The following is a 22,921-nucleotide window of genomic DNA, read 5'->3' on the forward strand; positions in this document are numbered from 1 at the left end:
ATCTTGACGATTTTGGTCAAGTATAAATATTTGACGAATTTAGTCAAGTATCCATGCTTTTGATAGGGTATTCGCAGACCGCTGAATACCGTGCGATCAGCGCTCCGTGCGGGCCCGGAGCGTCTCCAGCAGGCCCGCGCACGCGCGTTCGACCTGATCGAGCACCTGTTCGAAGCCCTGCGCGCCGCCGAAATACGGATCGGCCACTTCGGTTTCGGTCGCGCCCGGCGCGAATTCCATCAGCAGGCGCACCTTGTCGCGATGTTGCGACGGGCAGCGCCGCTGCAATTCCGCGAGATTCGCCTCGTCCATCGCGAGCAGCAGGTCGAAGCGCTCGAAATCCGCCGCGCTCACCTGGCGTGCGCGCAGCGCCGACAGGTCGTAGCCGCGGCCGCGAGCGGCCGACTGCGCACGCGTATCGGGCGGCTCGCCGACATGCCAGTCGCCGGTGCCAGCGGAATCGATCGCGATCCGGTCCGCCAGCGCGGCCGCTTCGACCTGGTGCCGCATCACGCCTTCCGCGGTGGGCGAACGGCAGATGTTGCCAAGACAGACGAAACAGATCGAAACGCGGGTCATCGCACTATCGGAAAGCCGCGGCGGACCGCGTGGGAGAAGAACGCGCCATTATACAAAGGCGGCCGAAATCGCGCCGCCGCGCAAAGCGACGGCGCCCTGCATTACAGCGCCTTCGGCGCAGCGAGCACGACGTCGCCGGATGCCGCCGGCAGCGGCTTCGCCGCGTCGCCGACCAGCCCGAACGACACCGCACGCGCCAGCTCGGCGGATGCCTGGTGAACCGCGAGCGGACCACGCGACGGCGCATCGGCCATCGCATGCAGATAGGCAGCCGCAGCCAGCGGGACGACGATTGCCAGCGGCCAGTACATCGATATTGTCTTTCTCATGATGCGGACCTCCTTGACCTCGTACCCCGAAACCCAATTCCGGGGACTACAGACAGGATTCTATAGACCGCACCTATCGAGATAAATATACAAATAGCGAACGCACTGTTGTCGCCGGATGAACAGTCGTCAGCCGAGGTGGCTTTGCGACGCCGCGTACAGCTCGCGGAACGTGCGCCCGGTCGGCGTCGGCATGTCGCGCGTATCCATCCAGCCGCCCATCATTGGAAGGCGCCGCAGCGTGCCGCCGTTGCCGCCGAGCCGCTCGAGGATGCGCACCGCGAGCTTGGTCGTCAGCGCGTACAGCATCGGCCGGCGCGCGACGAAGCCCCATGCGGCGAGCGCCGCCCGCTCGCGCCACGGCCGCAGGTGCCGCTCGACCTGCTTCTCGCGCAGCGTGCGCAACAGATGCGACAACGGAATCCCGGCCGGACATACGCTGTCGCATTCCCCGCAGAGCGTCGCGGCCTGCGGCAGGTCGAGCGCGCGGTCGAGCCCGACGTAGCTCGGCGTCAGCACCGACCCCATCGGTCCCGGATAGACCCAGCCGTACGCATGGCCGCCGACCTTCTGGTAAACCGGACAATGGTTCATGCAAGCGCCGCAACGGATGCAGCGCAGCATTTCCTGGAACTCGCCGCCGATCAGCCCGGTGCGGCCGCCGTCGACGAGCACCACGTAGTTGTGCTCGGGGCCGTCCTCGTCGCCGGGGCCCCGCGGCCCGGTCAGCAGCGAGAAATAGTTCGACGTCTTCTGCCCCGTCGCGGAACGCGGCAGCAGGCGCATCGCGGTCGCGAGATCCTCGAGCGTCGGCAGCACCTTCTCGATGCCCGTCACGGCCACATGCACGCGCGGCATCACCGTGCACATCCCCTCGTTCCCTTCGTTCGTCACGATCGCGACCGAGCCGGTCTCGGCGATCACGAAGTTGCCGCCCGTCACGCCCATGTCGGCCGACATGAAATGCGGGCGCAGCACCTCGCGCGCTTCACGCGTCATGTCCGGAATCTCGGTGAGCCGCTCGCGGTGGTGCGTGCGCGCGAACAGGTCGGCAATCTCGTCCTTGTCCTTGTGGACGACGGGCGCAATGATGTGGCTCGGCGGCTCGTTGTCGTTGATCTGCAGGATGTATTCGCCGAGATCCGTCTCGATCGACTGCACGCCCATCTCCGCGAGCACCGCGTTCAGGCGCATTTCCTCCGACACCATCGACTTGGTCTTGATGACCTTCTTCACGTCGTGACGGCGCGCGATGTCGGCCACGAGCCGCGCGGCGTCCGCGGTCGTTTCGGCGAACAGCACCGTCGTGCCGCGCCGCGTCGCCTCGCGCTCGAACGCCTCGAGCCACACGTCGAGGTTCTCCAGCGCGCGGTTGCGGCGGGCCTTCAGCGCGGCGCGCGTGGCCGGGAAGTCGATCGCGGTCATCGCATCGGCGCGCGCGGACACGAACTTCGTCGACAGCTTCTTCAGGTTCTGCTGCAGGCGCTGGTCGGCCAGCTTCTGGCCGGCGCGCGCCTTGAAATGCATCGATTGGACTTGCATCGCGGTATCGGGGAAAAGTGAGCGGAACCGGGCGTCAGACGTCGCCCGCCAGCACCTGCGCGACGTGCAGCACGCGCGTGTCGCGGTCGCCGGTGCGGCGCAACCGCCCTTCGATGTTCAGCATGCAGCCGAGATCGCCGAGCACGACGGCGCCCGTACCCGACGCGCGCACGTTCGCGCATTTCTCGTCCGCGATGGCCGCCGAAATGTCGCCGTACTTGACCGCGAACGTGCCGCCGAAGCCGCAGCAGTGCTCGCAGTCCTTCATCTCGGTGACCGCGATGCCGCGCTGTGCGAGCAGCGCGCGCGGCTGCGCCTTCACGCCGAGCTCGCGCAGGCCCGAGCACGAATCGTGATAGGTGACGGGCCCCGTGAATTCGCCGGGCGCGAGCGACACCTTCGCGACATTCGCCAGGAAATCGGTCAGTTCGTAGACTTTCTGCTGGAACCGCGTATAGCGCCCCATCAGCTCGGGGTCGTCGCGGAACAGGTCGCCGTAATGCGCGCGAATCATCCCGCCGCATGACCCCGACGGCGCGACGACGTAATCGAACTGCTCGAACTCGCGCAAGGTCTTTTCCGCGAGATCGCGCGCCAGCGCGCGGTCGCCCGAGTTGTAGGCCGGCTGGCCGCAGCAAGTCTGCGCGGGCGGCACGATCACCTCGTAGCCGGCGTCGCGAATCAGCTTGAGCGCCGAAAAACCGATTTCGGGGCGCATCAGATCGACCAGGCAGGTCACGAACAAACCGACTCGCATACGTGCTCCTTCGAGAAAACGGCTCTCATTATCCGCCGTTTGGCCGGCAAGACCAACGCCGCTCGCGCACAAGCCCGCACCGCGCGAAACGAGGATTTCCTCGAACGCCGTTCGCTTTTTTCACGATACGAGATACAATCGTTGCAACACCGCTTGACGCGTCAACCGATTTCTCCCCCGACATGAGCCAACCCACCCCGGATTCCAAAACGTCGATCCAGGTGATCGAACGTATGATGCGGCTGCTGGACGCGCTCGCCGCGCACAGTGACCCTGTCAGCCTGAAGGAACTTGCGCAGCGGACGGAGCTGCACCCGTCGACCGCGCACCGCATCCTCAACGACATGGTGACCTGCCGTCTCGTCGACCGCTCCGATCCCGGCACCTACCGCCTCGGCATGCGGCTGCTGGAGCTCGGCAACCTCGTGAAGGCGCGCCTGTCGGTGCGCGACGCGGCGTTGATGCCGATGCGCGAGCTGCACCGCCTCACCGGGCAGACCGTGAACCTGTCGGTACGCCAGGGCGACGAGATCGTCTACATCGAGCGTGCGTATTCGGAGCGTTCGGGGATGCAGGTCGTCCGTGCGATCGGTGGCCGCGCGCCGCTGCACCTCACGTCGGTCGGCAAGCTGTTCCTCGCGGCCGACGAAACGTCGCGCGTGCGCGCCTATGCGACGCGCACGGGGCTGTCTGGTCATACGCAGAACAGCATCACCGACATCGCGAAGCTCGAGCGCGAGCTGACGATCGTCCGCCAGCAATCGTGCGCGCGCGACAACGAGGAGCTGGAGCTCGGCGTGCGCTGTATCGCGGCCGGCATCTACGACGATTCGGGCAAGCTCGTCGCGGGCCTGTCGCTGTCGGCACCGGCCGATCGTCTGCAGGATGCGTGGCTCGGCCAGTTGAGCCGGACGGCCCTCACCATTTCGGAATCGCTCGGCTACCGGCCGGCGCCCGCGAAGGACGCAGACGGGCTGCAGCGGCAGGCGTAAGCCGCTCCCGCGCACCCAATGAAAAAGCCCCGCGATTGCGGGGCTTTTTTTTCAGCCATCGGCGTGGCAGCGAACCGCCACGCCAGCGTGCGATCAGGTCCCGCCGTTCGGCGTGTTGGCCGCCGTCAGGCGCTCGCCGCCGCCGGCATCGAGCCAGTTGCGCAGGCGCGCCGCATCGGCGAAGCGCGAATACTTGCCGAACGAATCCAGCAGCACCATCACCATCGGCTTGCCGTGGATCGTCGCCTGCATCACGAGGCATTCGCCCGCTTCGTTGATGAAGCCCGTCTTCTGCAGACCGATGTCCCACGAGCCATTGCCGCGGATCAGTGCGTTCGTGCTGTTGTAGACGAGATTGCGCTTGCCCGTGTACACCTCGTAGGTGCGATCGGTCGAGAACTGACGAATCATCGGGTACTGGTATGCCGCATTGACCATCTTCACGAGGTCACGCGCGCTCGACACGTTCGAGCTCGACAGACCGGTCGAATTCTCGAAGTGCGTGTCGGTCATGCCGAGCGACTTCGCCTTCGCGTTCATCGCGGCGATGAACGCCGGGCGGCCACCCGGGTAGTAACGCGACAGCGCAGCGGCCGCGCGGTTTTCCGACGCCATCAGCGCGATGTGCAGCATGTCTTCACGCGACAGCACCGAGCCGACCGACAGGCGCGAGCCCGTGCCCTTCTCGTAGTCGCGGTCTTCGTCGGTGACTTCGATCTGGTCGGTCATCGGCGTCTTCGAGTCGAGCACGACCATTGCGGTCATCAGCTTCGAGATCGACGCGATCGGCACGACGGCGTGCGAATTCTTGTCGAACAGCGGCTCGCCCGAATTCTGGTCGACGACGTACGCGACGCTCGAACGCAGCGCGAGCGCGTCCGGCGTGTCGTGCAGGCCGAAAGCCTGGCCGACGGTCGGCCGGCGCGGCTGGAACGCGACCTTGCGGACTGCGCCGTGATGGCCGCCATGCACGTTCGACGCGAGCGTCACGCGCTTGCGCGATGCCTTCGCGCGCGGCGCGTCGGCTGCGGCGACCTTGGCGGATTTGTCGGAGCTGGCCTTGGCAGACTTCTTCTTCGCGGACGAAGCAGGAGCGACAGCCTTTTTCTTGGCGGCTTGTTGGGTCTTCGCAGTGGCGGCAAAGGCGTCAGCGGGCGCGACGGTCGCGGTGGTCGCCAGCAAGGCGACTGCGACCGACACAGCCGTGCCGAGCGTCATGCTCTGCAACAATCTGCGCGGTGAAAACGATTCGGCTTTCATTGGGGTCTGGACAAAGCGGGCGGGAGGTTTCCGCAAGTGTAGTTAAAGCTGAAAAAAAGAGCAATATTAGGCACTTACCGATCGTCGTTAAACCGGAATGTAAGGGTCGGCCAACCTCTGACCAATGAACCCTCCCGCTCCCATCGAAAAAATTGATGGGATGCGCTGCCCGACAGTACCCGTCTCCCGATTACACACGGTTAATTGAGATAACGTCACTTCGGAGGCGATTTAAAGCGGGGAAACTACGTATCCGGCGCTCGGGGTGCCAGGGGCGCCAGTCTCGGCCATGACGACGGCACGTCGCCACGGTACACGCATCGAAACGGCGCGTTTTTCGACAGGAACAGAAGGATAACGTTCCACAGGCCTGTCAGGTTTACCTGTGCATGATCATGGTGCGCCGCGCCTGCCCCACGGTCGTGCGCACCATCTGGGAACACGCCTGAAACCGATTCCGAACAGGCGCGATAACTCGTTGTTTTATCGATAATTTGTCATGATTGTGCAACGCACAAAAAATACTTGACAATGGTTTTGTCTGCCCTAAAATAAGCCTCATTGCTGCGTTGCACAAAGCACGCGCATCCGAGGTTCCCCAGCGTAGTGCCCTTTCCCCTGCGATCGACGCGATCGCTTTTCAGGAGCTTGACATGTCCTTGCTGACCCCCGAGCAAATCGCCGCCGCCCAGAAAGCCAACCTCGAAAGCCTGTTCGGTCTGACGACCAAGGCGTTCGAAGGCGTCGAAAAGCTGATCGAACTCAACCTGCAGGTAGTGAAGTCGACGCTGGCCGAGAGCCAGGAAAACGCACAGCGCCTGCTGTCGGTGAAGGACGCACAGGAACTGATCGCGCTGCAAGCCAGCCTGTCGCAGCCGGTCGCGGAAAAGGTGCTGTCGTACGGCCGTCACCTGTATGAAATCGCATCGTCGACGCAAGCCGAGTTCACGAAGGTTGCCGAAGCGCAATTCGAAGAGCAGAACAAGAAGGTCCAGGCACTCGTCGACAACGTCGCGAAGAACGCCCCGGCCGGTTCGGAAACGGCTGTCGCTGCGCTGAAGTCGGCACTGAACGCTGCGAACACCACGTACGAAACGGTTCAGAAGGCAACGAAGCAAGCCGTCGAAATCGCTGAAACGAACTTCAACGCTGCTGCTGCCGTCGCAACGAAGGCTGCTACCGCCGCTGCTGCACGTCGTACGAGCAAGCCGGCCGCGTAAGCGTCCCCTGCTCCTGAAAGAGCCGCGCACTGCGCGGCTTTTTCATTTCTGGCGCCAGAACATGCGATCGGGCGACAATCCCTGCCAGTCATTGCCCTCGTTCGTCGCACGGCATCGCGGATGCCCACCACGAAGAAAAACGTTTCGCCGTCCCATTTCATTCATGTACAGAACGCTCAGATCCATCGCCGTCGCCACGACCATCTCCGTCGCGGCGCTTGCGATGCCTGGCCGGGCCACGGCCGCCCCGCCCGCCACGACGTCTCAACCGGCAGAAACGCCACGGCCGATGGAAATGTACGCGGTCCAGCTACCGTTTGCCGGCATCGTGGATGCGGCCCGGTCATGGTTGACGAAGAATGGAACGGTGGTGATTTCCGAGGAACACGTGATCGCTGGAGAACACAACACCAGCCATTACCGCTACCTGATTGTGGTGATGCCGGCGAAATCGAGTCCGAACAAATCCTACCTCACGGTCGAAGTCTCGAAGGGTGACACGCCCCCGCCGCACGGCGCTGCCGTGCCGCTCGACGAATTGCACGCGTTCATCAGGCAACTCGGCGAAAAAATCGGCGTCGCTCCGCAATTCGTCAGGGCGGCGAAGTAGATCCCGCCGCCGCGCCTTCGGCATAGGCCAGCCCACCCTGCCCTGGCCAAGAACCAATAAAAACGCCGCCGCCCGGTTTCCCGAGCGGCGGCGTTGTTCATGGCCGGCACCTGACCGGCCTTGCCGGCTGCATTACTTCTTGCGTTGCGGCGGCAGGTCGGTACAGACGCCTTCGTACAGTTCGGCGGCCATGCCGACCGATTCGCCGAGCGTCGGGTGCGGATGGATCGTCTTGCCGATATCTTCCGCGTCCGCGCCCATCTCGACGGCGAGGCACACTTCGCTGATCAGGTCGCCTGCGTTCAGGCCGACGATCGCGCCGCCGATCACGCGATGGGTTTCCTCATCGAAGATCAGCTTCGTGAAGCCTTCGTCGCGGCCGTTCGCGATCGCGCGGCCCGATGCGGCCCACGGGAACACGGCCTTGCCGTACTTGATGCCTTCGGCCTTGCACTGGTCTTCCGTCTTGCCGGCCCAGGCCACTTCCGGATCGGTGTACGCCACCGACGGAATCTGCAGGGCGTCGAAGTACGCCTTTTCGCCATGCGCGGCTTCCGCTGCGACGTGGCCTTCATGCACGGCCTTGTGCGCGAGCATCGGCTGGCCGACGATATCGCCGATTGCGAAGATGTGCGGGACGTTCGTGCGCATCTGCTTGTCGACGTCGATGAAACCGCGATCCGTGACGGCGACGCCAGCCTGGTCGGCACCGATCTTCTTGCCGTTCGGGCTGCGGCCCACCGCGACGAGCACGAGGTCGTAGCGCTGCGCTTCCGCCGGCGCCTTCTCGCCCTCGAACTTCACGTAGATGCCGTCTTCCTTCGCTTCCGCGCCGACCGTCTTGGTCTTCAGCATCACGTTGCCGAAGCGCTTCGCGTTGTACTTTTCCCAGACCTTCACGAGGTCACGGTCCGCGCCCATCATCAGGCCGTCCATCATTTCGACGACGTCGATCTCGGCGCCGAGCGTCGAGTACACCGTCGCCATTTCGAGGCCGATGATGCCGCCGCCGATCACGAGCATGCGCTTCGGCAGCTGACGCAGTTCGAGCGCGCCGGTCGAATCGACGACCCGCGGATCTTCCGGCATGAACGGCAGCTTAACGGCCTGCGAGCCTGCAGCGATGATCGCCTGCTTGAACTTGACGACCTTCTTGCCGCCGTCGCCCTGCACTTCCATGTGATACGGATCGACAAATGCGCCGACGCCGGTGACGACTTCGACCTTGCGTGCCTTCGCCATGCCGGCGAGGCCCGTCGTCAGCTTCTTGACGACGCCGCCCTTGAAGTCGCGCAGCTTGTCGAGATCGACTTCCGGCTTGCCGAACGTGATGCCGTGCGACGCGAGCGCCGCGGCTTCTTCGACGACGAGCGACGTATGCAGCAGCGCTTTCGACGGGATGCAGCCGACGTTCAGGCACACGCCGCCGAGCGTCGAGTAGCGTTCGACGAGCACCGTCTTCATGCCGAGATCGGCAGCGCGGAACGCGGCCGAGTAACCGCCGGGGCCGGCGCCGAGCACGAGCATGTCGCATTCGATGTCCACTGCGCCGACGTAGCTGCCGGCTTGCGGCGCGGGTGCCGGAGCGGCTGCGGCCGGTGCGGGTGCAGCCGCTGCGGGCTTGGCCGCTTCGGGTGCTTTCGCGGGTGCGGCTGCGTCTGCTGCTGCTTCGACGATGGCGATGACGGTGCCTTGCGAGACTTTCTCGCCGGCTTTGACCTTGATTTCCTTGACGGTGCCGGCGACGTCGCTGGGCACTTCCATGGAGGCTTTGTCCGATTCGAGCGTGATGAGCGTCTGCTCTTTTTCGATCACGTCGCCGGGTTTCACGTTGACTTCGATGACATCGACGCCGCTGAAATCGCCGATATCCGGAACCTTGACTTCGATGAGACTCATTACTGTCCCCTTCTTGATTAGCTGCAGACAGAGGGGGAGAAACCCGCGAAAGAACCCATTGCAACTACGGCCTGACAAGAGAACGCGAACCTGGGCAGGACCACCTTTGCCGTCCGCCCAAGGACGCGCCTTTCTTTTGGTTACTTTTCTTTGGAAGACAAAGAAAAGTAACCGCCGCCCCGCGCAGGGGCGACGCTAATAGACCGTTAGCGAAACAGGTTCAACGACAGGGCGCGGATAACAAACAAAAGACCCACGCCCCCGCGAGCTCCCCCGCTCATCAAAGAATGATGCGACGGAAATCCGCGAGCAACGCACCGAGATACGCATTGAACCGCGCGGCTTCCGCGCCATCGATCACGCGATGGTCATACGACAGCGACAGCGGCAGCGTGAGACGCGGCACGAACTGCTTGCCGTCCCACACCGGCTTCATCTGGCCGCGCGACAACCCGAGGATCGCCACTTCCGGCGCGTTGATGATCGGCGTGAAGTTCGTGCCGCCGATCCCGCCGAGCGACGAGATCGAGAAGCAGCCGCCCTGCATCTGGTCCGGCTTCAGCTTGCCGTCGCGTGCGGCCTTCGACAGCTCGGCCATTTCCTTCGCGATATCGACGAGACCCTTCTTGTCCGCATCGCGGATCACCGGCACGACGAGGCCGTTCGGGGTATCTGCGGCAAAACCGACGTGGTAGTACTGCTTGAACACCAGGTTGTCGCCGTCGAGGCTCGCGTTGAAGGTCGGGAATTTCTTCAGTGCTGCAACGACCGCCTTGATCACGAACGCGAGCATCGTGAACTTCACGCCCGCCTTTTCGTGCTCCTTGTTCAGCTGCACGCGCAGTGCTTCGAGCTCGGTGATGTCCGCTTCGTCGTTGTTCGTGACGTGCGGGATCATCACCCAGTTGCGATGCAGGTTCGCGCCCGAGATCTTCTTGATGCGCGACAGCGGCTTCGCTTCGAACGGGCCGAACTTCGAGAAGTCGACCTTCGGCCACGGCAGCAGGTTCAGCTCGCCGCCGCCTGCCGGCGCGGCTGCCGCGACCGGTGCTGCGCGCTGGCCGGTCATCACGCCCTTCACGAAGCCCGTGACGTCTTCCTTCGTGATGCGGCCCTTCGGACCCGAACCTTGCACGCGTGCGACTTCGACGCCGAGTTCGCGTGCGAACTTGCGCACCGACGGCGATGCGTGGCTCGCGCGGTATTCGCCCGACGGTGCAGCGGCCGGAGCCGGTGCAGCAGCAGCCGGTGCCGGGGCGGCCTTCGCGGGTGCGGCGGCAGGTGCCGGCGCAGCAGCGGCCGGTGCCGGGGCGCTCGCCTGCGGGGCGGCTGCGGCGGGCGCTGCGCCTGCCGCGTCGAGCAGCACGATCAGCGTGCCTTCCGACACCGAATCGCCCACCTTCACCTTGATCTCTTTCACGACGCCGGCGGCCGGGCTCGGCACGTCCATCGTCGCCTTGTCCGATTCGAGCGTGACGAGCGACTGCTCCTTCTCGACCGTGTCGCCGACCTTCACGCCGATCTCGATCACCGGCACATCCTTGTAGTCGCCGATGTCCGGAACCTTCACTTCGAGCGTGCCGCCGGCTGCAGCCGGTGCGGCCGCCGGTGCAGCAGCAGCCGGTGCGGGCGCTGCCGCCGGAGCCGGTGCAGCGGCGGGCGCAGCCGCGCCGTTCGCCTGCGCCGCGGCGCCGCCTTCGAGCAGGATGATCAGCGAGCCTTCCGACACGGAATCGCCCACCTTGACCTTGATTTCCTTCACGACGCCGCCTACCGGGCTCGGGACGTCCATCGTCGCCTTGTCCGACTCGAGCGTGACGAGCGACTGCTCCGGTTCGACGGTATCGCCGACCTTCACGCCGATCTCGATCACCGGCACATCCTTGTAATCGCCGATATCCGGCACCTTCACTTCGATCGCTTGACTCATCTGTTTCTGTCTCCATGGCCACGCGCGCCCCTCTCGGAGGCGGCGCGCGGCATCACACGGCGTGTGCGTTAAACGGTCATCGGGTTGGGCTTCGACGGATCGAGGTTGTACTTGGCGATCGCGTCCGCGACCACCTTGCGCTCGATCGTGCCTTCGTCGGCCAGCGCGTTGAGCGCAGCGACGGTGACCCAATGACGGTCGACTTCGAAGAAGTGACGCAGCTTCTCGCGAGTATCCGAGCGGCCGAAGCCGTCCGTGCCGAGCACGACGAAGCGGCGATCGATCTGGCCGCGGATCTGGTCGACCAGCGCACGGACGTAGTCGGTCGATGCGATGACCGGGCCCTGCGTGTCCTTCAGGCACTTCTGCACGTGCGACAGGCGACGCTCTTCGGTCGGATGCAGCAGGTTCCAGCGCTCGATCTCGTGGCCTTCACGCGCGAGCTCGGTGAAGCTCGGCACGCTCCACAGGTCGGCCGCGACGCCCCAGTCGTTCTTCAGCAGGTCGGCAGCGGCGATCACTTCGTTGAAGATCGTGCCCGCACCCAGCAGCTGCACGCGCGGCGCCTTCTTGTCGGCGTCGGCCTTCTTGAACGCGTACATGCCCTTGATGATGTCGGCCGCCACGTGCTCGCCCTGCGGAATCGCCGGGTGCTCGTAGTTCTCGTTCATCACCGTGACGTAGTAGTACACGTCTTCCTGGTCCTGCACCATGCGGCGCAGACCGTCCTGGATGATGACCGCGAGTTCATAGCCGAACGTCGGGTCGTAGCTCACGCAGTTCGGCACCGATGCCGCCCACAGGAGCGAGTGACCGTCTTCGTGCTGCAGGCCTTCGCCGTTCAGCGTCGTGCGGCCCGCGGTGCCGCCGAGCAGGAAGCCGCGCGAGCGCATGTCGCCCGCCGCCCATGCCAGGTCGCCGATCCGCTGGAAACCGAACATCGAATAGAAGATGTAGAACGGCACCATGATCTCGCCGTGCGTCGAATACGACGTCGCCGCCGCGATCCAGTCGCACATGCCGCCCGCTTCGTTGATGCCTTCCTGCAGGATCTGGCCGGTCTGCGATTCCTTGTAGAACATCAGCTGGTCGGAATCTTCCGGCACGTACTTCTGACCTTCCTGGTTCCAGATACCGATCTGGCGGAACAGGCCTTCCATGCCGAACGTACGCGATTCGTCCGGGACGATCGGCACGACGCGCTTGCCGAGCGCCTTGTCCTTCAGCAGGATGTTCAGGATCCGCACGAACGCCATCGTCGTCGAGATCTCGCGGCCTTCGCCCGTGCCCTTCAGCAGCGGCTCGAACGCGTCGAGCGCCGGCACCGGCAGCGACGTCGCCTTCTCGCGGCGATGCGGCAGGTAGCCGCCGAGGTCCATGCGCTTCTGGCGCATGTATTCGAGTTCCTTCGAGCCTTCCTCGAACTTGAGGTACGGCACGTCGGCGATCTGCTCGTCGGTGATCGGCAGGCGGAACTGGTCACGGAACTTCTTCAGTTGCTCGACCGGCAGCTTCTTCTGCTGGTGCGTGATGTTCATCGCCTGGCCCGACTCGCCCATCCCGTAGCCCTTGATGGTCTTCGCGAGGATGACGGTCGGCGCGCCCTTCGTGTTGGTCGCTTCGTGGAATGCCGCGTAGATCTTGTGCGGATCGTGGCCGCCACGGTTCAGCGCCCAGATGTCGTCGTCCGACCAGTCGGCGACGAGTGCCTTCAGCTCAGGCGAGTTGAAGAAGTGTTCGCGCACGAACGCGCCCGACTCCGACTTGTACGTCTGGTATTCGCCGTCGACGGCTTCCATCATGCGGCGCATCAGCGCGCCCGACTTGTCGCGTGCGAACAGCGCATCCCAGCGGCTGCCCCAGATGACCTTGATCACGTTCCAGCCGGCGCCGCGGAACTCCGATTCGAGTTCCTGGATGATCTTGCCGTTGCCGCGCACCGGGCCGTCGAGACGCTGCAGGTTGCAGTTGATCACGAACACGAGGTTGTCGAGCTTCTCGCGGCTCGCCATCCCGATCGCGCCGAGCGATTCCGGTTCGTCGGTCTCGCCGTCGCCGAGGAATGCCCACACCTTGCGGCCTTCCGTCTTCGCGATGCCGCGTGCCTGCAGGTACTTCATGAAGCGGGCCTGGTAGATCGCCATGATCGGGCCGAGGCCCATCGACACGGTCGGGAACTGCCAGAAATCCGGCATCAGCCACGGGTGCGGATACGACGAGATGCCGTTGCCGTCGACTTCCTGGCGGAAGTTGTCGAGCTGCTCTTCCTTCAGGCGGCCGAGCAGGAACGCGCGCGAGTAGACGCCCGGCGACGAGTGGCCCTGCACGAACACGAGATCGCCGCCGTGCTGGTCGGACGCCGCGTGCCAGAAGTGGTTGTAGCCGACGTCATAGAGCGTCGCGGCCGATGCGAACGACGCGATGTGGCCGCCGACGTTCGTGTCCTTGCCTGCGCGCAGCACCATCGCCAGCGCGTTCCAGCGCGTGTACGAACGGATGCGGTGCTCGACGTCCTGGTCGCCCGGGATCTTCGCCTGGGCGGCCACGGGAATCGTGTTGATGTACGGGGTGTTGGCAGAGAACGGCAGGTGTTCGCCGTGCATGCGGGCGAACTCGATCTGCTTTTCGATCAGGTAATGCGCACGGCCGGTGCCCACGGAGGAGATCACGCCATCGAGCGACTCCAGCCACTCGACGGTTTCTTGCGGGTCGTCGTCACGTTCGGCGGCGACATATTTCATCACTTCGTTCGGTACAGCGGACATTCTCGTCTCCTGGGTCCTGGAATGTGAGGATCGCTCTCGTGCAGACGACGCGACGCGACCGGCTGCGGGCAAGCTCCGACGGATTGTAATGAGCGTGCGCGGGCCTGCGCAACAAAATTTTCGAATTGTGAGATCTTTTCTCGTAATGCGAAATATTGCTGCGCTGCACCCATATTTCGGGGCTCTCCGGCGCGTCGCGGCTGAACAAATCCGTTTCCGTTCAACATATCCGGTATAGGTTTTCCATGTATTGCGCTGCGCTACAATCCTCCAATGTTGACCGATCGGCTTTTCGCACGCTCGGCGCGACCGTCGGGCCCGCCGGCGGAGTCGCAGCCGTCCCGTTGGCACCACGGACCGTGGTGGTCCAATTCCTATTTGCTGACGCCCCTGCTGTCGATTCTCGTGTTCCTGGTGGTGATGAGCCTCATCCTGTGGAGCCTCAATCGCCGCGAACAGCAGCAGCAGGAAGACACCCTCTTCCGTAACGTCGCGTGGGCCCAGCAGCAGATCCGCCTGTCGATGACGGGTGCGCAGGAACAGCTCCAGGCACTGTCGCGCGATCTCGCGTCCGGCCGGCTCGACCAGAACGCGTTCCAGATGGCCGTCGCGGACGTGATGCAGACGCACCCAGAAATCCTCTACCTGAACTGGTACACGTCGCCCGGCGTGCAGCGCTGGCCGACCGTGCATCCGCCGCTGCTCGGCCAGCGGCTCGCGAAGCCCGGCGAAGCGCAGATGCAGGACGCGGTGCGCGGCGCCTACGACGAGGCGCGCAGCACGCGCCGCCAGGCCTATTCGCCGCTGATCTACGACGACTTCGGCAACGGCTTCATCACGCTGCAGACACCCGTGATGCGCGGCGACCGCGAGTACCTCGGCTCGATCGCCGCGGTGTTCTCGGTCGAAGGCATCCTGAAGCACGACATCCCGCAGGAACTGTCGTCGAAGTACAAGATCTCGATCACCGACGCGAACAACCGCGAGCTGTCGTCCACGTCGACGCGCCCGCGCCTGCCGCGCGACTCGCACTACGACCTGCCGCTCGATCCGCCCGGCCAGGGGCTGACGGTGCGCGTGTACGCATTCCCGCAGCTCACGAACCTGACCAACAATACGCTCGTGTGGCTCGTGGCCGGCCTGTCCTGCTTCGTGCTGTGGAGCCTCTGGAGCCTGTGGAAGCACACGCGCCAGCGTTTCGAGGCGCAGCAGGCGCTGTACGCGGAAGCGTTCTTCCGCCGCGCGATGGAAAACTCGGTGCTGATCGGCATGCGCGTGCTCGACATGCACGGCCGCATCACGCACGTGAACCCCGCGTTCTGCCGGATGACGGGCTGGGACGAGACCGACCTCGTCGGCAAGGTCGCGCCGTTCCCATACTGGCCGCGCGACGCTTACCCGGAAATGCAGCGCCAGCTCGACATGACGCTGCGCGGCAAGGCGCCGAGCTCGGGCTTCGAGCTGCGCGTGCGGCGCAAGAACGGCACGCTGTTCCATGCGCGCCTGTACGTCTCCCCGCTGATCGACAGCTCGGGCCGCCAGACCGGCTGGATGTCGTCGATGACCGACATCACCGAGCCGAAGCGCGCGCGCGAAGAACTCGCGGCTGCCCATGAGCGCTTCACGACGGTGCTCGAAAGCCTCGACGCCGCGGTGTCGGTGCTGGCCGCCGACGAGGCCGAGTTGCTGTTCGCGAACCGCTACTACCGCCACCTGTTCGGCATTCGTCCGGACGGCCATCTCGAGCTGTCGGGCGGCGGCTTCGACCGCGCGCAGGCATCGTCCGATTCGATCGACATGGTCGACGCGTTCGCGGGCCTGCCGGCCGCCGCGCTGACGAGCAGCACCGCCGATGCGCAGGAGGTGTACGTCGAGAGCATCCAGAAGTGGTTCGAGGTGCGCCGCCAGTACATCCAGTGGGTGGACGGCCACCTCGCGCAGATGCAGATCGCGACCGACATCACGACCCGCAAGAAGGCGCAGGAACTCGCGCACCAGCAGGAAGAGAAGCTGCAGTTCACGAGCCGATTGATGACGATGGGTGAAATGGCGTCGTCGATTGCTCACGAATTGAACCAGCCGCTCGCCGCGATCAACAACTACTGCTCGGGCACGCTCGCGCTCGTCAAGAGCGGCCGCGGCACGCCGGAGACGCTGCAGCCCGCGCTGGAAAAGACCGCGCAGCAGGCGCTGCGCGCGGGGATGATCGTCAAGCGGATCCGCGAATTCGTGAAGCGCAGCGAGCCGAAGCGCCAGCCGGCGCGGGTCGCGGACATCGTCGCCGACGCGGTCGGGCTCGCCGAAATCGAGGCCAGGAAGCGCAGGATCCGGATCGTCACGGAAATCCTCGCAAGAATGCCTATTATTTATGTCGACCCCGTGCTGATCGAGCAGGTGCTCGTGAACCTGATGAAGAACGCGGCCGAGGCAATGGCCGACGTGAAGCCGGCGTCGGTGGACGGCGTGATCCGCGTCATCGCCGACATCGAGGCGGGCTTCGTCGACATCCGCGTGATCGACCAGGGCCCGGGCGTCGACGAAGCGACCGCCGAGCGCCTGTTCGAACCGTTTTACAGCACCAAGTCCGATGGCATGGGCATGGGGCTGAACATCTGCCGTTCGATCATCGAATCGCATCGGGGGCGTCTGTGGGTGGTCAACAACGTCGAGCCGGATGGCCGCATTTCCGGCGCAACGTTCCACTGCAGCCTGCCCATTGGGGAACCCGCTGATCTCGGCCAAGGGGGGCGCGAGGCATCGGCATCACATACTGTTACGGGAGAACTATGAATAGCCCTGTCACCACCACTCAGGAAACCGTCTTTGTCGTCGACGACGACGAGGCCGTACGGGACTCGCTGCGTTGGCTGCTGGAGGCGAACGGCTATCGCGTGCAATGCTTCTCGAGCGCCGAGCAGTTCCTGGATGCCTACCAGCCTGCGCAGCAGGCCGGCCAGATCGCGTGCCTGATCCTCGACGTCCGGATGTCGGGCATGAGCGGCCTCGAACTGCAGGAACGCCTGATTGCCGACAATGCCGCGCTGCCGATCATCTTCGTCACGGGTCACGGCGACGTGCCGATGGCCGTCTCGACGATGAAAAAGGGTGCGATGGACTTTATCGAGAAACCGTTCGACGAAGCCGAGCTGCGCAAGCTGGTCGAGCGGATGCTCGACAAGGCCCGAAACGAAAGCAAGAGCGTTCAGGAACAGCGTGCCGCGAGCGAACGCCTGTCGAAGCTGACCGCGCGCGAGCAGCAGGTGCTCGAACGGATCATCGCGGGCCGCCTGAACAAGCAGATTGCCGACGACCTCGGCATCAGCATCAAGACGGTCGAAGCGCACCGCGCGAACATCATGGAAAAGCTCAACGTCAACACGGTGGCCGACCTGCTGCGCCTCGCGCTGTCGAAGAAGCAGGCCTGAGCGTGGTTGCCGCGCGGCCCGGGCAGCCCTGCCCGGCGGGCCGCGCCACCGCCGTCGCGCGATGCGGCCCACTCGCGCGGCGGCGTTTTTCCCGGCGCGCGAGCGCCGCAGCCATGACGCTTCCCGTGCATTCGCTGTCGGACGGCGGCAGGCGGACGGTATAATTCCGTGCTTTGCTGCGGTGCCCCTCGGGCGCCGCACGCCCGCATTCCAACTTCCCGGCAGAACCCACCACCATGACAGCCCTCCTCATCGACGGCAACGCCCTCTCGAAGACCCTGCGCGCCCAGGCCGCCGACCGCGCCGCCGCACTGGCCGCGCGCGGCCACCAGCCCGGCCTCGCGGTGATCCTCGTCGGCGCCAACCCGGCCAGCGAAGTCTACGTGCGCAACAAGATCAAGGCGTGCGAGGACAACGGCTTCTTCTCGCTGAAGGATGCGTACCCGGACACGCTGTCGGAGGCCGACCTGCTCGCCCGCATCGACGAACTGAACCGTGATCCGAAGATCCACGGGATCCTCGTCCAGCTGCCGCTGCCGAAGCACATCGACAGCCACAAGGTGATCGAGGCGATCGCGCCGGAGAAGGACGTCGACGGCTTCCACATCGCGAACGCGGGCGCGCTGATGACCGGCAAGCCGCTGTTCCGCCCGTGCACGCCGTACGGCGTGATGAAGATGTTCGAGGCGCACGACATCCTGCTGCAGGGCGCGAACGCGGTCGTGATCGGCCGCTCGAACATCGTCGGCAAGCCGATGGCGATGATGCTGCTCGACGCCGGCGCGACCGTGACGATCTGCCACAGCAAGACGCGCGACCTCGCCGCGCACACGCGGCAGGCCGACATCGTGGTCGCCGCGGTCGGCAAGCGCAACATCCTGACGGCCGACATGGTGAAGCCCGGCGCGACGGTGATCGACGTCGGCATGAACCGCGACGACGCGGGCAAGCTGTGCGGCGACGTCGACTTCGCGGGCGTGAAGGAAGTGGCCGGCCACATCACGCCGGTGCCGGGCGGCGTTGGCCCGATGACTATCACGATGCTGCTGATCAACACGATCGAAGCCGCCGAGCGCGCCGCCGACGCGGCTGCCTGACCCCCTGCCTGTTCAGCCGGCGTGCGGAACCGCGCGCCGGCGTCTCGCCGGCCGCACCGCGCCGGTCGCGCCACCTGGCGCTCCCCACCCCGCATTCGACCCTGCGTCAATCGCGTCGTTAGAAACTAACGATTGGAAAGCGCGCGATGCGCCCCAATAATGTCGATATCGGGCGCCGCGTTGCCGTGCGCGCCTTACCCTTTTCACTCCGGTTCATCCGGCAACAGACAGGGAGTCTTATGTCCGCCAGCGCCAACACCAACCCGCTTCTCGATTTCTCGGGCCTGCCCCGCTTCGGCGAGATCCGTCCGGAACACGTGACGCCCGCGCTCGACACGCTGCTCGATGCCGCCAACCGCGCAGTCGAAACGGCAAGCGCGGCCGCGACGCCGGCAACCTGGGCAGCAATCGTCGAGACGGTCGAGCACGCGACGGAGCCGCTCGGTCGCGCCTGGGGCATCATCGGCCACCTGAACGCGGTCGCCGATACGCCCGAACTGCGGGCCGCCTACGGCGAGAACCTGCCGCGCGTGACCGAATTCTGGTCGAGCGTCGGTCAGAACCTCGCGCTGTACGAGAAGTACAAGGCGATCGCCGCGAGCGCCGAATACGCGACGCTGTCCGTCGAACGCAAGAAGATCCTCGACAACGCGCTGCGCGATTTCCGCCTGTCGGGCGCCGAGCTGCCCGAAGACCAGAAGCCGCGCTTCGCCGAACTGCAGGAACAGCAGGCCGCGCTGTCGAAGGCTTTCTCCGATCACGTGCTCGACGCGACCAACGCGTACGCGTACATCGTGCAGGACGAGGCCGAACTGGCCGGCCTGCCCGGGGACGCGATCGAAGCCGCCCGCGAAGCCGCGCAAAAGGACGGCAAGGACGGCTGGAAATTCACGCTGCACTTCCCGTCGTACTTCCCGGTGCTGCAATACGCCGACAACCGCGCGCTGCGCGAAACGCTCTACCGCGCCTACGCGACGCGCGCATCGGAACTCGGGCCGCAGTACGGCGACGGCAAGGCCGAATGGGACAACACGGCAATCGTCACCGATGCGCTGAAGCTGCGCCGCGAAGAAGCGCAGATGCTCGGCTACCGCAACTTCGCCGAAGTGTCGCTCGCACCGAAGATGGCCGAATCGCCGCAGCAGGTGATCACGTTCCTCGAGGATCTCGCGACGCGCGCGCGCCCGCACGCGGACAAGGACTGGGACGAGCTGCGCTCGTTCGCCGCGAAGGAACTCGGCCTCGCCGAACTCGCGCCGTGGGACGTGGCATACGCGGCCGAAAAGCTGCGCCAGCAGCGCTATGCGTTCTCGGAAAACGAGGTCAAGCAGTACTTCCCTGAGCCCGCCGCGCTGAAGGGCCTGTTCACCGTCACCGAGACGCTGTTCGGCGTGCAGATCAAGCCGGACGACGCGCCGGTGTGGCACAAGGACGTGCGTTTCTTCCGCGTCGAGAATCGCGACGGCTCGCTCGTCGCGCAGTTCTATCTCGACCTGTACGCCCGCGAAGGCAAGCGCGGCGGCGCGTGGATGGACGACGCGCGTTCGCGCGCGAAGCGCGGCAGCAGCGTGCAAACGCCCGTCGCCTATCTCACCTGCAACTTCTCGGCGCCGGTCGGCGGCAAGCCCGCGTGCTTCACGCACGACGAAGTCATCACGCTGTTCCATGAATTCGGCCACGGGCTCCACCACATGCTCACGCGCGTCGACGAGCTCGGCGTGTCGGGCATCAACGGCGTCGAATGGGATGCCGTCGAGCTGCCGTCGCAGTTCATGGAAAACTTCTGCTGGGAATGGGACGTGCTGTCGTCGATGTCGTCGCACATCGACACGGGCGCCGCGCTGCCGCGCGAGCTGTTCGACAAGATGATCGCCGCGAAGAATTTCCAGAGCGGGCTCGGCACGCTGCGCCAGATCGTGTTCTCGATGTTCGACATGCTGCTGCACGTCGACTTCGACCCGGCGGGCGCCACCGGCGTGACCGCATTCGCGCGCGAGATCAACGAACGCTATCACGTGATCCCGCAAGCCGCGTTCTCGCGCTGGCCGAACACGTTCAGCCACATCTTCGCGGGCGGCTACGCGGCCGGCTATTACAGCTACAAGTGGGCCGAGGTGCTGTCGGCCGATGCGTATGCAGCATTCGAGGAAGCGGCCGCCGCGAGCGGCAGCGTGCTCGACGCGGCGACCGGCACGCGCTATCGCCGCGAAATCCTCGAGGTCGGCGGCAGCCGCCCGGCGATGGATTCGTTCAAGGCGTTCCGCGGCCGCGAGCCGCAGATCGACGCGCTGCTGCGCCATAACGGGATGGCCGCACCCGCGCACTGAGCGCGCCGCCAACCCTTTCGGCAGCACGCAAGCAAAGGCACCGCTTCGGCGGTGCCTTTTTCATGGCGCGAGCGATTCGTCGTCGAACAGCGAAAACTGCCCGTGGCGCTCGGCCGTATCCTCGTCGATGCGCACGCCGACGCCCAGCAGCCGCACCGCCTGCGCACGCCGTTGCAGCCCCTTCGCGAGCAGCGTGACGGCCGTGTCCGCATTCGTCGCGTCGGCCACGCACTCGACCGTCGTGCGCTGGAAATCGGCGAAGCGGATCTTCACGTACAGCTTGCGGATCGACCGCGCGGCACCCGCCCGCGCGATCCGCGCATCGAGTTGCACGACGAGGCGGCGGATTTCCTCCGCGCACTGCTCGAGCGTCGTCAGGTCGGTCACGTAGGTCGTCTCGACGCTGACCGACTTGCGCTCCTGATCGGCCTGCACGGGCCGCTCGTCGATCCCGCGCGACAGTTCGTACAGCCGCCGCCCGAACGCGCCGAATTCGCGGTGCAGGTCGATCAGCGGCCAGTCGCGCAACTGCGCGCAGGTCTGGATGCCGAGCCGGTCGAGCCGCGTGGCCGTCACCTTGCCGACGCCGTGTAGCTTGCGCACCGGCAGCGCCGCGACGAACGCGTCGATCTCGTGCGGCCGCACGACGAACAGCCCGTCGGGCTTGTTCCAGTCGGACGCGATCTTCGCGATGAACTTGTTCGGCGCGACGCCGGCCGACACGGTCACGCCGACCGTGTCGGCCACGCGCTGGCGGATCTCCCGTGCAATCAGCGTCGCACTGCCCTGGCACCGCTCCGACCCGCTGACGTCGAGGTAGGCCTCGTCGAGCGACAGCGGCTCGACGTCGGGCGTGTAGTCGCGATAGATCGCCATGATCTGCCGCGACGCCGCGCGGTACTTGTCCATCGCGGTCGGCAGGATCAGCAGGTCCGGACACTTGCGCATCGCCAGCGCCGACGACATCGCCGAATGCACACCGTAGCGCCGCGCCTCGTAGTTGCAGGTCGCGATCACGCCGCGCTGGTCGGGCCGGCCGCCGACCGCGAGCGGCCGGTTGCGCAGCGACGGGTCGTCGCGCATCTCGACCGACGCGTAGAAGCAGTCGCAATCGCAATGGATGATCTTGCGCATGCGCGGCAGCGCGTCGCCCGGCGGCGGCGCGTGCGGATCGGCAGGCGGAATGATGGTCGGGTTCACGGTGCCGATACTGTACAAAAACACAGTGCCGGTTTCAACTGTCGCGTGTGGCCACGCCCGGCGGCGCCGTACCGGCCCGCTTTGCGCGGATCGTACCGGCCGGGCGCGGGCAGCGGCGCCTATACTCGTCAGCCGCAATACACGAAACGCACAGGTGACGGATGAAGACGATCGGACTGATCGGCGGGATGAGCTGGGAATCGTCGGCCGAGTATTACCGGATGATCAATCGCCATTCGAAGGCGCTGCACGGCGGCCACCACAATGCGAAGAGCGTGCTGGTCACGGTCGATTTCGCGGAGATCGAAGCGCTGCAACGCACGCACGACTGGGCCGCGCTCGGCGAACGGATGGCCGACGCCGCGCGACAGCTCGAAGCGGCCGGCGCCGATCTCGTCGTGCTGACGACCAATACGATGCATCGCGTCCACGACGCGATCGAAGCCGCGGTGACGCTGCCGTTCCTGCATATCGCCGATCCGACCGGCACGGCGCTGCGCGAGGCGGGCGTCGAGCGCGTCGCGCTGCTCGGCACGCGCTATACGATGGAGTTGCCGTTCTACGCGGAGCGGCTGCGCGAGAAGTTCGGCCTCGACGTGCTCGTGCCCGACGACAGCGGGCGCGACGACGTGCACCGGATCATCTACGACGAGCTGTGCCACGGCATGGTCTCGCCGGAATCGCGCGCGACGTATGTGCGGATCATCGATACGCTCGCGCAGCGCGGCGCGCAGGCGGTGATCCTCGGCTGCACGGAAATCACGCTGCTGATCGGCACGGACGATTCGCCGCTGCCGGTGTTCGATACGACCGCACTGCATGCGAAGGCGGCGGTCGAGTGGGCGGCGCGCTGACCCGCACGCGGCACGTGCCACCGATGCAGCGGCTTCACTGAAATCCGCGGCCTGCCGCATACACGATCGATCCGCTCCCGACCAGCCGGCGGACGAACCTCGACGCATGCGGCCTAGCGTTCGCGACGCGTCGCG

The 22,921-nt window shown here is 65.4% G+C and carries 17 protein-coding genes; 8 read left to right on the top strand and 9 right to left on the bottom strand.

The window, feature by feature from the left end:
* Positions 1–96 precede the first annotated feature (96 nt).
* The 4 genes from ACN8ZM_RS11455 to ACN8ZM_RS11470 form a co-directional block, all read right to left on the bottom strand.
* Complete coding sequence (locus ACN8ZM_RS11455) at positions 97–579, bottom strand: low molecular weight protein-tyrosine-phosphatase (RefSeq protein WP_089450885.1); 483 nt, start codon at positions 577–579, stop codon at positions 97–99.
* A gap of 101 nt (positions 580–680) precedes the next feature.
* Complete coding sequence (locus ACN8ZM_RS11460) at positions 681–908, bottom strand: hypothetical protein (protein WP_043190346.1); 228 nt, start codon at positions 906–908, stop codon at positions 681–683.
* 129 nt (positions 909–1,037) lie between these two features.
* Positions 1,038–2,450 carry a lactate utilization protein B gene (locus tag ACN8ZM_RS11465; RefSeq protein WP_043190348.1) on the bottom strand — a complete coding sequence of 471 codons (1,413 nt, stop codon included), beginning with the start codon at positions 2,448–2,450 and terminating at the stop codon, positions 1,038–1,040.
* Between the two features lie 34 nt (positions 2,451–2,484).
* Positions 2,485–3,207, bottom strand: a complete 723-nt coding sequence (locus ACN8ZM_RS11470; RefSeq protein WP_069248359.1) for a (Fe-S)-binding protein — start codon at positions 3,205–3,207, stop codon at positions 2,485–2,487.
* Positions 3,208–3,389: 182 nt separating this feature from the next.
* On the opposite strand from ACN8ZM_RS11470, the gene ACN8ZM_RS11475 reads away from it, so the two are divergent.
* Complete coding sequence (locus tag ACN8ZM_RS11475) at positions 3,390–4,199, top strand: IclR family transcriptional regulator (protein ID WP_034183553.1); 810 nt, start codon at positions 3,390–3,392, stop codon at positions 4,197–4,199.
* Between the two features lie 93 nt (positions 4,200–4,292).
* On the opposite strand, the gene pbpG is transcribed toward ACN8ZM_RS11475, so the two are convergent.
* Positions 4,293–5,459, bottom strand: coding sequence for a D-alanyl-D-alanine endopeptidase (pbpG, locus tag ACN8ZM_RS11480; protein WP_420209998.1), 1,167 nt, complete (start codon positions 5,457–5,459; stop codon positions 4,293–4,295).
* 653 nt (positions 5,460–6,112) lie between these two features.
* On the opposite strand from pbpG, the gene ACN8ZM_RS11485 reads away from it, so the two are divergent.
* Both ACN8ZM_RS11485 and ACN8ZM_RS11490 read left to right on the top strand, forming a co-directional pair.
* A complete protein-coding gene (locus ACN8ZM_RS11485) occupies positions 6,113–6,679 on the top strand; it encodes a phasin family protein (protein WP_043190358.1) in 567 nt (188 codons plus the stop codon).
* A gap of 163 nt (positions 6,680–6,842) precedes the next feature.
* Positions 6,843–7,289: a hypothetical protein gene (locus tag ACN8ZM_RS11490; protein ID WP_420209999.1), complete on the top strand. Its 447-nt coding sequence runs from the start codon at positions 6,843–6,845 to the stop codon at positions 7,287–7,289.
* A gap of 132 nt (positions 7,290–7,421) precedes the next feature.
* Here ACN8ZM_RS11490 and lpdA read toward each other — a convergent pair whose 3' ends face one another.
* The 3 genes from lpdA to aceE all read right to left on the bottom strand — a co-directional run bounded on the left by lpdA (position 7,422) and on the right by aceE (position 13,883).
* On the bottom strand, positions 7,422–9,188 hold the full coding sequence (lpdA, locus tag ACN8ZM_RS11495; protein ID WP_420210000.1) for a dihydrolipoyl dehydrogenase: 1,767 nt from the start codon (positions 9,186–9,188) through the stop codon (positions 7,422–7,424).
* Between the two features lie 280 nt (positions 9,189–9,468).
* Positions 9,469–11,118: a dihydrolipoyllysine-residue acetyltransferase gene (gene aceF, locus ACN8ZM_RS11500; protein ID WP_043190367.1), complete on the bottom strand. Its 1,650-nt coding sequence runs from the start codon at positions 11,116–11,118 to the stop codon at positions 9,469–9,471.
* A gap of 68 nt (positions 11,119–11,186) precedes the next feature.
* Positions 11,187–13,883 (bottom strand): pyruvate dehydrogenase (acetyl-transferring), homodimeric type, encoded by a 2,697-nt coding sequence (gene aceE, locus ACN8ZM_RS11505; RefSeq protein WP_043190370.1) that lies wholly within the window; start codon positions 13,881–13,883, stop codon positions 11,187–11,189.
* A 273-nt stretch (positions 13,884–14,156) separates the two neighbouring features.
* On the opposite strand from aceE, the gene fixL reads away from it, so the two are divergent.
* The 4 genes from fixL to ACN8ZM_RS11525 all read left to right on the top strand — a co-directional run bounded on the left by fixL (position 14,157) and on the right by ACN8ZM_RS11525 (position 20,732).
* Positions 14,157–16,673 carry an oxygen sensor histidine kinase FixL gene (gene fixL / locus ACN8ZM_RS11510; protein ID WP_043190373.1) on the top strand — a complete coding sequence of 839 codons (2,517 nt, stop codon included), beginning with the start codon at positions 14,157–14,159 and terminating at the stop codon, positions 16,671–16,673.
* Entirely contained in the window at positions 16,670–17,308 is a 639-nt protein-coding gene (gene fixJ / locus ACN8ZM_RS11515) for an oxygen response regulator transcription factor FixJ (protein ID WP_043190376.1), read from the top strand. The genes fixL and fixJ overlap by 4 nt, the downstream gene beginning before the upstream one ends.
* Before the next feature lie 236 nt (positions 17,309–17,544).
* The gene (gene folD / locus ACN8ZM_RS11520) at positions 17,545–18,405 is read left to right on the top strand and encodes a bifunctional methylenetetrahydrofolate dehydrogenase/methenyltetrahydrofolate cyclohydrolase FolD (RefSeq protein WP_420210001.1); all 861 of its coding nucleotides are present in this window, start codon (positions 17,545–17,547) and stop codon (positions 18,403–18,405) included.
* Positions 18,406–18,644: 239 nt separating this feature from the next.
* On the top strand, positions 18,645–20,732 hold the full coding sequence (locus tag ACN8ZM_RS11525) for a M3 family metallopeptidase (RefSeq protein ID WP_089450892.1): 2,088 nt from the start codon (positions 18,645–18,647) through the stop codon (positions 20,730–20,732).
* A 60-nt stretch (positions 20,733–20,792) separates the two neighbouring features.
* On the opposite strand, the gene dinB is transcribed toward ACN8ZM_RS11525, so the two are convergent.
* Positions 20,793–21,956: a DNA polymerase IV gene (dinB, locus tag ACN8ZM_RS11530; protein WP_043190384.1), complete on the bottom strand. Its 1,164-nt coding sequence runs from the start codon at positions 21,954–21,956 to the stop codon at positions 20,793–20,795.
* Between the two features lie 137 nt (positions 21,957–22,093).
* Here dinB and ACN8ZM_RS11535 point away from each other — a divergent pair, with 137 nt between their 5' ends.
* Positions 22,094–22,786 (top strand): aspartate/glutamate racemase family protein, encoded by a 693-nt coding sequence (locus ACN8ZM_RS11535; RefSeq protein ID WP_420210002.1) that lies wholly within the window; start codon positions 22,094–22,096, stop codon positions 22,784–22,786.
* Positions 22,787–22,921 lie beyond the last annotated feature (135 nt).

Source organism: Burkholderia aenigmatica (genome assembly GCF_048627025.1).
GTDB classification, from domain to species: Bacteria; Pseudomonadota; Gammaproteobacteria; order Burkholderiales; family Burkholderiaceae; genus Burkholderia; species Burkholderia aenigmatica.

Bases quoted from the DNA above. Each gene is read 5' to 3' on its own strand.
- fixL (WP_043190373.1), top strand. From the start codon at position 14,157: ATGTTGACCGATCGGCTTTTCGCACGCTCGGCGCGACCGTCGGGCCCG.
- fixJ (WP_043190376.1), top strand. From the start codon at position 16,670: ATGAATAGCCCTGTCACCACCACTCAGGAAACCGTCTTTGTCGTCGAC.
- ACN8ZM_RS11475 (WP_034183553.1), top strand. From the start codon at position 3,390: ATGAGCCAACCCACCCCGGATTCCAAAACGTCGATCCAGGTGATCGAA.
- ACN8ZM_RS11470 (WP_069248359.1), bottom strand. From the start codon at position 3,207: ATGCGAGTCGGTTTGTTCGTGACCTGCCTGGTCGATCTGATGCGCCCC.
- ACN8ZM_RS11525 (WP_089450892.1), top strand. From the start codon at position 18,645: ATGTCCGCCAGCGCCAACACCAACCCGCTTCTCGATTTCTCGGGCCTG.
- ACN8ZM_RS11455 (WP_089450885.1), bottom strand. From the start codon at position 579: ATGACCCGCGTTTCGATCTGTTTCGTCTGTCTTGGCAACATCTGCCGT.
- ACN8ZM_RS11535 (WP_420210002.1), top strand. From the start codon at position 22,094: ATGAAGACGATCGGACTGATCGGCGGGATGAGCTGGGAATCGTCGGCC.
- ACN8ZM_RS11490 (WP_420209999.1), top strand. From the start codon at position 6,843: ATGTACAGAACGCTCAGATCCATCGCCGTCGCCACGACCATCTCCGTC.
- aceF (WP_043190367.1), bottom strand. From the start codon at position 11,118: ATGAGTCAAGCGATCGAAGTGAAGGTGCCGGATATCGGCGATTACAAG.
- aceE (WP_043190370.1), bottom strand. From the start codon at position 13,883: ATGTCCGCTGTACCGAACGAAGTGATGAAATATGTCGCCGCCGAACGT.
- lpdA (WP_420210000.1), bottom strand. From the start codon at position 9,188: ATGAGTCTCATCGAAGTCAAGGTTCCGGATATCGGCGATTTCAGCGGC.
- folD (WP_420210001.1), top strand. From the start codon at position 17,545: ATGACAGCCCTCCTCATCGACGGCAACGCCCTCTCGAAGACCCTGCGC.
- ACN8ZM_RS11460 (WP_043190346.1), bottom strand. From the start codon at position 908: ATGAGAAAGACAATATCGATGTACTGGCCGCTGGCAATCGTCGTCCCG.
- ACN8ZM_RS11465 (WP_043190348.1), bottom strand. From the start codon at position 2,450: ATGCAAGTCCAATCGATGCATTTCAAGGCGCGCGCCGGCCAGAAGCTG.
- ACN8ZM_RS11485 (WP_043190358.1), top strand. From the start codon at position 6,113: ATGTCCTTGCTGACCCCCGAGCAAATCGCCGCCGCCCAGAAAGCCAAC.
- pbpG (WP_420209998.1), bottom strand. From the start codon at position 5,459: ATGAAAGCCGAATCGTTTTCACCGCGCAGATTGTTGCAGAGCATGACG.